The organism is Methylobacterium endophyticum (assembly GCF_050591105.1).
Taxonomy (GTDB): domain Bacteria; phylum Pseudomonadota; class Alphaproteobacteria; order Rhizobiales; family Beijerinckiaceae; genus Methylobacterium.
The window spans coordinates 1-8304 of sequence record NZ_JBNHES010000037.1 but is presented as its reverse complement, the minus strand read 5'-3'; the positions used below and the strand labels follow the sequence as shown (position 1 = coordinate 8304).

10 protein-coding genes and 1 pseudogene are annotated in these 8304 nt (G+C 67.3%); 8 read left to right on the top strand and 3 right to left on the bottom strand.

Going from position 1 to position 8304, the window contains the following annotated elements:
- Positions 1 to 136: 136 nt before the first annotated feature.
- The 5 genes and pseudogenes from ACP56T_RS21645 to ACP56T_RS21625 all read left to right on the top strand — a co-directional run.
- Positions 137 to 679, top strand: a complete 543-nt coding sequence (locus tag ACP56T_RS21645) for a glycosyltransferase (protein ID WP_430914089.1) — start codon at positions 137 to 139, stop codon at positions 677 to 679.
- A 58-nt stretch (positions 680 to 737) separates the two neighbouring features.
- On the top strand, positions 738 to 1118 hold the full coding sequence (locus ACP56T_RS21640) for an adenylosuccinate synthase (RefSeq protein ID WP_066923919.1): 381 nt from the start codon (positions 738 to 740) through the stop codon (positions 1116 to 1118).
- A gap of 111 nt (positions 1119 to 1229) precedes the next feature.
- On the top strand, positions 1230 to 2564 hold the full coding sequence (locus ACP56T_RS21635) for an IS1182 family transposase (RefSeq protein WP_430914088.1): 1335 nt from the start codon (positions 1230 to 1232) through the stop codon (positions 2562 to 2564).
- 150 nt (positions 2565 to 2714) lie between these two features.
- Complete coding sequence (locus tag ACP56T_RS21630; protein WP_430914087.1) at positions 2715 to 3263, top strand: uracil-DNA glycosylase family protein; 549 nt, start codon at positions 2715 to 2717, stop codon at positions 3261 to 3263.
- Positions 3264 to 3416: 153 nt separating this feature from the next.
- Positions 3417 to 4256 (top strand): annotated as a pseudogene (locus ACP56T_RS21625) (SIR2 family protein); the annotation flags it as partial.
- Positions 4257 to 4679: 423 nt separating this feature from the next.
- Here ACP56T_RS21625 and ACP56T_RS21620 read toward each other — a convergent pair.
- The 3 genes from ACP56T_RS21620 to ACP56T_RS21610 form a co-directional block, all read right to left on the bottom strand.
- Positions 4680 to 5072, bottom strand: coding sequence for a copper-binding protein (locus ACP56T_RS21620; RefSeq protein ID WP_430914090.1), 393 nt, complete (start codon positions 5070 to 5072; stop codon positions 4680 to 4682).
- A 371-nt stretch (positions 5073 to 5443) separates the two neighbouring features.
- Positions 5444 to 5722, bottom strand: coding sequence for a DUF2933 domain-containing protein (locus ACP56T_RS21615; protein WP_430914086.1), 279 nt, complete (start codon positions 5720 to 5722; stop codon positions 5444 to 5446).
- A gap of 31 nt (positions 5723 to 5753) precedes the next feature.
- Positions 5754 to 6056 (bottom strand): hypothetical protein, encoded by a 303-nt coding sequence (locus ACP56T_RS21610; protein WP_430914085.1) that lies wholly within the window; start codon positions 6054 to 6056, stop codon positions 5754 to 5756.
- 149 nt (positions 6057 to 6205) lie between these two features.
- Here ACP56T_RS21610 and ACP56T_RS21605 point away from each other — a divergent pair, with 149 nt between their 5' ends.
- The 3 genes from ACP56T_RS21605 to ACP56T_RS21595 all read left to right on the top strand — a co-directional run bounded on the left by ACP56T_RS21605 (position 6206) and on the right by ACP56T_RS21595 (position 8221).
- A complete protein-coding gene (locus ACP56T_RS21605; RefSeq protein ID WP_430914084.1) occupies positions 6206 to 6877 on the top strand; it encodes a methyltransferase family protein in 672 nt (223 codons plus the stop codon).
- A gap of 259 nt (positions 6878 to 7136) precedes the next feature.
- The gene (locus ACP56T_RS21600; RefSeq protein ID WP_430914083.1) at positions 7137 to 7874 is read left to right on the top strand and encodes an HAD family hydrolase; all 738 of its coding nucleotides are present in this window, start codon (positions 7137 to 7139) and stop codon (positions 7872 to 7874) included.
- Positions 7871 to 8221, top strand: coding sequence for a hypothetical protein (locus ACP56T_RS21595; RefSeq protein WP_430914082.1), 351 nt, complete (start codon positions 7871 to 7873; stop codon positions 8219 to 8221). The genes ACP56T_RS21600 and ACP56T_RS21595 overlap by 4 nt, the downstream gene beginning before the upstream one ends.
- The last annotated feature ends 83 nt before the right edge of the window (positions 8222 to 8304 follow it).

Here is an 8304-nt window from a genome sequence, read left to right as displayed (position 1 = left end):
CCTGAGGCCAGAACCTACGACGCCAAAGCTGGGCTTCGGATCAGCTCAGCCGCACCGTGCCGAGCTTGCGAAGGGGTCCCCATTGCACGCCGATCCGGGGTCCCGTTCCAACGCTTTTTGACAGGTTATTCTTTCTGTGGGTCGTCTGGATCATGCGAAGGATCATCAGACCCTCCTGCACGCCTTCGCCAAGGTACGACAACCGGGCGCGCGGTTGGTCATCCTCGGCGAGGGGGTCGAGTATGCGCGTCTCGAAGCCGAGATCGACCGCCTCGGCCTGTCCGGCCAGGTCGAGCTTCGCGGCTACGTCATGGAACCCTGGCCGGCCTTTGCGGAGGCGAGTTGCCTCGTTCTGTCCTCACGCGTCGAGGCCTTCGGTCTTGCCGTGGTTGAGGCCCTGGCCCACGGCATGCCGGTCGTCGCGACGGATTGCGACGGGCCGCGCGAGATCCTGCTCGACCCGGCGCTTGGGGTTATCGTTCCGGTCGGCGACGCCACGAAGATGGCCGAGGCTATCGAAGCCGTCTTGGAAGATCCGGGCGACGCTGAGAGACGCCGGCGGCGCGCGGCTGACTTCTCCCCGCGGCGCGCGGCCACGGCCTACGACGCCTTGTTCGAGGCAGTTGTGGAACGGGATCGCAGTCTTCACCCCTCCCTGTTCGGGCGACATGGAACCTAGAAAACCGCGCCGAAGACGCGTTTACCACCGATTTCTGGCTTGTTACGAGGAAAGCACGATGAAGCTCTTCGCGATTCCGTTGGTTCTTGCCCTCAGCCTCGCATCCGGTTCTGCCCTCGCCCATGGCGAGGCACCCAAGGCCGCGCACGGCGGCCTCGTGCAGGAGGCCCAGGAGCTCTGGCTGGAACTCGTGGTGAAGGACACCGACGTCACCGTCTACGTCCTGGACGAGATGCGCAAGCCCGTTCCGGCGGCCCAGGTCTCGGGCACCGCAACGGTGCTCGTCGGCGGCAAGAGCTACAAGATCGACCTCAGCCCGGCCGGCTCCAACAGCGTGCAGGGCAAGCTGCCCGTCGCGGCGAGTGGCCAGGTCGTGGCAACGGTTTCGCTCAAGGTCGGCGGCAAGGCCGCCTCCGCGCGGTTCACCAACAAGGCTTGAGCGGCCGGGATCACGAAGCCGCCGCAGGTGCGGTAACGGTCGGCGAAGCGGCTAGGAGCCTGTCCGAGTAATTCCCTCGACGGCGGATCGGGAGGATGATTCACTCGGCTCATGGCCAAGGTGTTTCGCGCGTGGGACGTCGATCAGGGCTGGCTGCTGCCGCCCTCGCTGCACGAGTTCGTGCCGCCTGGGCACATGGCGCACTTCGTCCGCGATACGGTGCGAGAGGCGCTGGACCTCTCGGCCATCCTCGACACCTACACAGAGGAGCGCGGATACCCGCCCTACCATCCCGGCATGATGGTAGCGCTCCTGCTCTACGGCTACAGCCGCGGCCTGTACTCCTCGCGCCAGCTCGCCCGCGCCTGTGAGGAGCGGGTCGACGTCATGGCCGTGACCGGCCTGAATCGACCGGATTTCCGCACCATCGCCGACTTCCGCAAGCGCCACCTCGTGGCCCTGTCCGACCTGTTCGTGCAGGTGCTGCGCCTATGTCGGGCGGCGGGTCTCGTCGAGTTCGCTCACGTGGCGGTGGACGGGACCAAGCTGAAGGCGAACGCCTCGCGCCACAAAGCCATGAGCTACGGCCGGATGAAGACGGCCGAGCCGGCCCTGACTGCTGAGGTCCAAGCCTGGTTGGATCGCGCGGGCGAGGCTGACGCAGCGGAGGATCAGGCTCACGGTGCCAGCCGTCGGGGCGACGAGACCCCGGACTGGATGGCCGACAAGCAGCGGCGGCTGGAAGCAATCCGCGCCGCCAAGGCCGCGCTGGAGGCGGAGGCGGCTGATCCGCCCGATCCCGAGGACGAGAGCGGGCCGGGCGCCTCGTCGGGCATGCGTTGGCAGGGCCGGCCACTACGCGGCGAAGACGGCAGTCCGCCCGACCGGGCGCAGCGCAACTTCACCGACCCAGACAGCCGGATCCTGCCCACGCGTGATGGCTTCGTACAGGGCTACAACGGCCAGGTCGCAGTCGACGCGGCGCATCAGGTGATCGTCGCGTATCAGCTCGTGACCAACTCGGCCGATCACCGCGCGCTCGTGCCGCTTGTAGACGGGCTCCGCGCCCACCTTGGGCGCAAGCCGCGGGAGGTCTCGGGCGATGCCGGCTTCGCCAACGAGGCGAACCTCGCCGCGCTGAAGGAGCGCCGCATCACGGGCTACCTCGCTCCGGGCCGGGCGCGTCATGGCGAGGCGGACGCAGCCGGCCGCCGGAGGCTGACCAAGATGCCGTTGATGAGCGCGATGGCCGCCCGCCTGAAGCGGGCTGGGCGCCGCAGTCGGTACCGTCTTAGAAAGCAGGTCGTCGAGCCGGTGTTCGGACAGATCAAGCAGGCCCGAGGCTTCCGACAGTTCCTGATGAGAGGGCTCGATCAGGTCCGGGGCGAGTGGGCGATGATCTGCACCGCCCACAACCTGCTGAAGCTGGCACAGTCAGGCCGCTGAAGCCGCTGGTCCGCCCTCATTGGCTCCCGTCTTGCCCCCTCTACCAGGCTTCAAACCCCGTTACTCGGACAGGCTCCTAGCTGTCAGGCAGGCCGTTCGCCGGTCGCCCCAGGAAGCCCCGGCCCGGCCTGCGGTCGCGAACCTGCCGACATGACACCGGCCGCCTTCATCGATGCCCTGGCGGCGCTTCGCTTCCGTGACGCGTTTAACCCCTACGCCGAGGCCTGTCCGGATCACGACGGGGCCGACGCCCCGCAGATCCGGAGGGAGAACCTGCGGCTCGTTCCGGAGGCGGCCCTCGCGGGAGGCGTCGATCCGATCTGGATAGCGCGCGACCTCGGGTATCGCGGCGGGCGGCGCACGGGCCTGGCGCTCACGGACGAGGCCCACCTCCCCGCGCATGCCGGCCTCCACGGGCAGTTGCCGCTCTCGCGGGCCGCCCGGGGGCCGGCGGTGGCCGAGCGCACCGCGACGGTGACCTGGCAGGTCCTCCGGCACCTGCGGCGCCCGGTCTTCCTCTGGAATGTCTTCCCGCTCCACCCGTACGCCTCCGGCGGCCCGCTGTCCAATCGCTGCCACACCCGTCTCGAACGGCAGGCTTCCCCCACCTCCTCGAATGGCCGGTCTCGGAACCGCGCCCTCGCACCATGGTCGCCATCGGGAGGGACGCCGAGGCGGCCCTGGCGGATTCGGGCATGACGGCCGAGCGGGTCCGCCACCCCAGCTACGGTGGCTAGGGCGAGTTCATCGCCCTGACGGGAGAGTTGTACGACTTGCCCGCCAAGGTCCAGCGCGAGGTGCAGCCGACGCTGCCTTGAGGGTGACAGCCGCCGGGCCTTGCCCAGAGAAGCCATGCGGGCCCGCGCCTCGGACCTGTCTCGCCAGACCCGTCAGCCGCCCCGGCCCGGAACAGGCGGCCTGAAACCTTGTCGCCGAGACGACAGCGCGCAACCTACGCCGGCGCGACTTTCCGGGCCGACGGTTCGATGCGCTTGCGGTATGGGCGAGAGAAGCTGGGTCGCCTTACTTTACCCTGAGTGTGATCTCGGTCTACGCCACCGTAAAGGTTCGCGAGGCGAGGGGGGGAACGGGTTGGACGCGGCGGTTCGTGCGCGATTGCTCGCCTCCATGGAAGCGGGGCGCCTCGTCATACTCTGCGGTGCCGGATTGTCGATGGCGCCGCCGAGTTCCCTACCGTCGGCCTGGTCCGTGGCCACCAGTTGCTACGACCGGTACGTCATGAGCATCGACCCCGCGTGCCCGCCGGGGTTGCGCGGCGACCTGGAAGCCTTGGCGGAGATCTTCGCGAGGGACGACACCCTCGGCTCGGTCTTCATCGAGGCCCTCGTTCCCTGGGAGAGTTTCGTCAGGCCGCCGAACGCCGGCCACGCGGCGGTGGCGGACTTCCTGATCACGCGCATGGCTGCCGGCGCCGTATCGGCGAACTACGACAACCTGATCGAGCGCCGCGCACAGGATTACGGGTTCGACCTCGCCGCCTCGCTCGACGGCGACGAGGCGACCGTGCGGGCCCGCAAGCACGCGCCCTTGCTCAAGTTTCATGGATGCTCGGTGCGCGAACGGCGTGCCACGGTCTGGACGGCCTCGCAGCTCACCGAGGACGCCGTGATCGCCGCGCGCATCGCCAAGACCAAGACCTGGATGGCGGCGAACCTGCGCGAGAAGGACCTGCTCGTCGTCGGCTTCCGGTCGGACTGGTCCTACCTCAATGCCGTTCTCGCCGAGGCGATGACGGGCGTCGCGCCGCTGTCGGTGACCCTGGTCGACCTCGCGGGCGAGGACGTCCTGCAGGCCAAGGCCCCGAGCGGTGGACGTTGGCCAATTAGGGGAACGTCCGCTTCGCGCATGCCAAGCGCTCGGAGCCCGAGGTCCTGGACGAACTCCGCAGGGCGTTCTCCCAGGGTTACCTCCGCAAGGTGCTGCACGCCGGGCGCGCCGCGTTGGAGAAGGAAACGGGGGCGGCGTGCGAGCCGGCCTGGCTCGATCCCCCGACCTGGGCAGCGAGGACCTCTACGGCCTTCGCCGGGACGCCACCCGCAGTCTGATGACAGCCGGCACGTCGTGCAGACAGTCGTCAGGCCGGCCGAATGGATCTCAGTGGGCCATCTGCAGGTCAACGATCTCGACACGGCCGGCATTCTCCGCGGCCCTGATCTGGACGCGGTCGCCCGGCTTGAGCATCGGCAGGTGGAACGTCCCGCGGACCGGAAGACGCATCGTCATCGCTTTCATCCGCGGTTTCCGCGATGGTCCGTGCTGAATCACGAGCGCCTGACCGGAGGCGTCCACCTGCCGCACGACCGCGGCGATCCAGGGCCGTTCGGCGTCGGACCGCCAAGCGTCGAAACTCGGATCGACCTGTTTGAGCCAGACACGATGATGCCCCGGGACATTATCAACCCAAGCTGCTCGGCCATCCGGCGCCCCCAGTTGACTCACCCCGATGACTGCCAGCGCAGCAAGTACATGACTAAATTCACGCTTCATGCTCGCCTCCCATGCTTTTTCGAAATCAAGCTGCCGGACAGCTTCGGTCATACACCACCGTTAGTATTGATCCAAGTCAAAAATTCAAGCTCATCGCTCCAGCTGCAGGCTCGACCATTGCCTTGATCGAAATTTCCATACTTACTCTTTATTGTTTCTGCTTCGCCAATGCCCCCTTCGATGTCATCTTAGCGCCTTGGCGCGGTGGTGCGCCTCCATTGTGGCGAGACACCCAACGCGAAACTAGGCTCAGACCACCCTCACCGTTCCCGACCAGATGGGGCTTCCCCTAATAGGAAGGCCAAGGAGCTGTCACGTCGCCATTATGCCGGTGCCGCTGGCCCTGTTGGCCCCACGCTTCCGCTCCCCGCTCATGGCGGTGAGGATTCACGAGGGGCCCGTTCGGAAGCCTGAGCTCGATGCCCGCCATGCCCGTGGCCGTGGCCTCCGTGACCGAACAGATGCATCAGCGGACAGGCCATGAGGAGCAGGTAGGGCAATGCCAGCGCCACATGGTTCAGGTGGTACGCCAGCAGGTAGGCGCCCAGGGCTGCGAGCCCCAGGGACAGGATCCAGCCCAGCGGCGTGCCCAACAGGGCCGGCCGCCGTGCTCCTGGGGCTGGCGGGGGAGCAAGCGGCGTCGTGTTCATGACGTGCTCCTGAGGTAGCGGCTCAGCGTGCTCAGCGCCCGGCCAGTCGGTTGTAGACGGGCACGAACAGCAGTGCCGCGATCCAGGCGGCCACCGCGTTGCCGAGCACGCCCTCGACGAGGGTCCGCGCGATGTTGTCGGGCTCGGTCGCGAAAAGCCGGATCCAACCGTGGGCGAGCGCCGAGGTCGGCCAGACATAGGCGAGGACATCGCAGAGGATGAACAGACCGACGAGTGCGCAGGTGAGGGCCCAGCCCGTGGCGACGAGGTTCATCGGCGAAGTCAGGCGCGTCTGAAGGGATGATGGCGCCCGGTCGGTGGTGATCGTGGCCATGGCGGCCTCCTGGTGAGGCGAGGTTCACGCGCCAGGAGCATGGCTACGCGCTTGCCGCCCCGCCTTGAGGCAGATCAAGGCCGGTCAGGGGCCCCGGTGCCAGTTCTTGCCGACGATGGGCTGGGCTTGCCCAGATCGGGAGCTGGGACATGCACGAGACCACCTCCGGTTACGGCTTCTGGGGCTTCGCGCTTTTCAATGCCGGCATCTTCCTCCTGTTCGCCTTCAGCTTCTTCAAGCCGAGTACGCCGCGGGACTGGCGCTCGTTCGGAGCTTTCAGCGCCTTCGTGGTGGCCCTCTTCGCCGAGATGTACGGCTTCCCGCTGACCATCTATGTGCTGTCGGGCTGGCTGCAGAGCTACTATCCGGGCGTCGACTGGTTCTCGCACGATGCCGGGCACCTGTTGGAGATGCTGTTCGGCTGGAAGATCAATCCGCACTTTGGGCCGTTCCACGTCCTCAGCTATGCACTCATCATCGCCGGGTTCTGGCTGATCTCGGCCGCCTGGAAGACTCTCTACGCTGCCCAGCGGGAAGGCCGACTCGCCATGGCCGGGAGCTACGCCTACGTCCGTCATCCTCAGTACGCTGGGTTCGTGCTGGTGCTGCTGGGCTTCCTTGTTCAGTGGCCGACCTTGCTGACCCTAGCGATGTTCCCCTTTCTCGTGGTCATGTACGTCCGGCTCGCGCGGAACGAGGAGCGCGAAGCGCTCGCGCAGTTCGGCGAGGCCTACGCAGCGTACATGCGGGATGTGCCGGCCTTCTTCCCGCACTGGGCTTCTCTTGTTGGCCGTCGCCCGGCCACCCGTCATGGAGCATGACCACGGCCTGCGTCGCCTCAGATCCGCAGCCATTTCCTTCTCGGATCCATCCTGAGTCCAAGACCGCTGGCTTTCTCGGCTTGATCCAAATCAAACCAAGCTGACCTGGAGCACGGTCTCTTCTTGCAAGAGGTCATGACGGCATTCGGCGCGGTGCATCCGCTCCACGGCCGCGGCGGCGTGGGATCCTGCCGACGCAGTGGTGCCGTCGGGGCAACAGCGCGATGTCAGCCGACTTGCCCATCACGGGAGGCACGAGGTGAAGGGGTTCGGAGCGCCGTCCGATACAGGTTCTCCGACCGCCAAGGCATGCATCTTCGATGTCGACGGTGTCCTGCTTGCCTCTCCGCACGAGCGCGCGTGGCGCGAGGCGCTTCATGGCTTCGCCGATCCGTCGCGCTTCACCACCGCTCTGTATCAGGCCCAAGTCGCCGGGAAGTCCCGGCTCGACGGGGCCCGCGCCGCCCTTACCGCGCTGGGCCTGCCCGAGCCCGCGGGTCTGGCAGCCGGCTATGCCGCAGCCAAGCAGGGCTGCCTCGACAGGATCATTGCGGCGGAAGGCGTGGCGGCCTTCCCCGACGCGCTTCGGTTCGTCCGAACCCTGACCGCTTGCGGCTGGCCCATGGCGGCAGCCTCCGCCTCGAAGAACGCCGAGGGGATGATGCGCAGAGTGCTGCTCGACGAGCGCCGAACGCTGCTCGACGCCTTCGCGGTCAAGGTCTGCGGACGAGACCTGCGGCACGGCAAACCCGATCCCGAGATCTTCCTGATCGCTGCCTCCGAACTGCGGGTTGAGCCGGCGAGGTGCATCGTGTTCGAGGATGCGCCCGCGGGCGTCCGGGCGGCGCGGGCCGGCCGCATGATGGCGATCGGGATCGCCAGACTCGACGACGCCGAGGGGCTTCGGGCAGCGGGGGCCGACCGCGTGGTCACCAGCCTGGACGAACTTCGCATCGACGAACTCACCCGACAGCAGCCGTCCGGGGCAGCGGCATGATGATCTCGGACACCATGGAACAGGCGCTGACGCCCACCGCCAACCAGGCCTGGCTCCTGCAGGAGACCGGGTACGAGCTCCTGCGCGAGAGCACCTTCGAGACCCGGTTTGCCATCAGCAACGGCTTTCTGGGTGTCAGGGGTGGGCTCGCGACCCATCTCGGGGCATGTCGGTCGGTCCCGCCCCGCACCTATGTGGCCGGTCTGTTCGACACACCGACCCCAGACAGCACCATCCCGGAACTCGTGCCGGCCGCCGATTGGCTGCAGGTCCAGATCCTGCTGCCGGATGGCCCTCTGATGCGCTGTGTGATTAGGCGTGGAATAAGGACCCCGTTTTTGGGGTAATCGGCGTCCAAACGGGACCCCAGGACAAGTCATCCACACTGCCTTCCGGCTCGAACGGGAGGCTTGCGCGGGATGTTGGTCGT

Coding starts and splice junctions, on each gene's coding strand:
- ACP56T_RS21595 (WP_430914082.1), top strand. CDS start 7,871: ATGATGATCTCGGACACCATGGAACAGGCGCTGACGCCCACCGCCAAC.
- ACP56T_RS21635 (WP_430914088.1), top strand. CDS start 1,230: ATGGCCAAGGTGTTTCGCGCGTGGGACGTCGATCAGGGCTGGCTGCTG.
- ACP56T_RS21605 (WP_430914084.1), top strand. CDS start 6,206: ATGCACGAGACCACCTCCGGTTACGGCTTCTGGGGCTTCGCGCTTTTC.
- ACP56T_RS21640 (WP_066923919.1), top strand. CDS start 738: ATGAAGCTCTTCGCGATTCCGTTGGTTCTTGCCCTCAGCCTCGCATCC.
- ACP56T_RS21630 (WP_430914087.1), top strand. CDS start 2,715: ATGACACCGGCCGCCTTCATCGATGCCCTGGCGGCGCTTCGCTTCCGT.
- ACP56T_RS21620 (WP_430914090.1), bottom strand. CDS start 5,072: ATGAAGCGTGAATTTAGTCATGTACTTGCTGCGCTGGCAGTCATCGGG.
- ACP56T_RS21610 (WP_430914085.1), bottom strand. CDS start 6,056: ATGGCCACGATCACCACCGACCGGGCGCCATCATCCCTTCAGACGCGC.
- ACP56T_RS21615 (WP_430914086.1), bottom strand. CDS start 5,722: ATGAACACGACGCCGCTTGCTCCCCCGCCAGCCCCAGGAGCACGGCGG.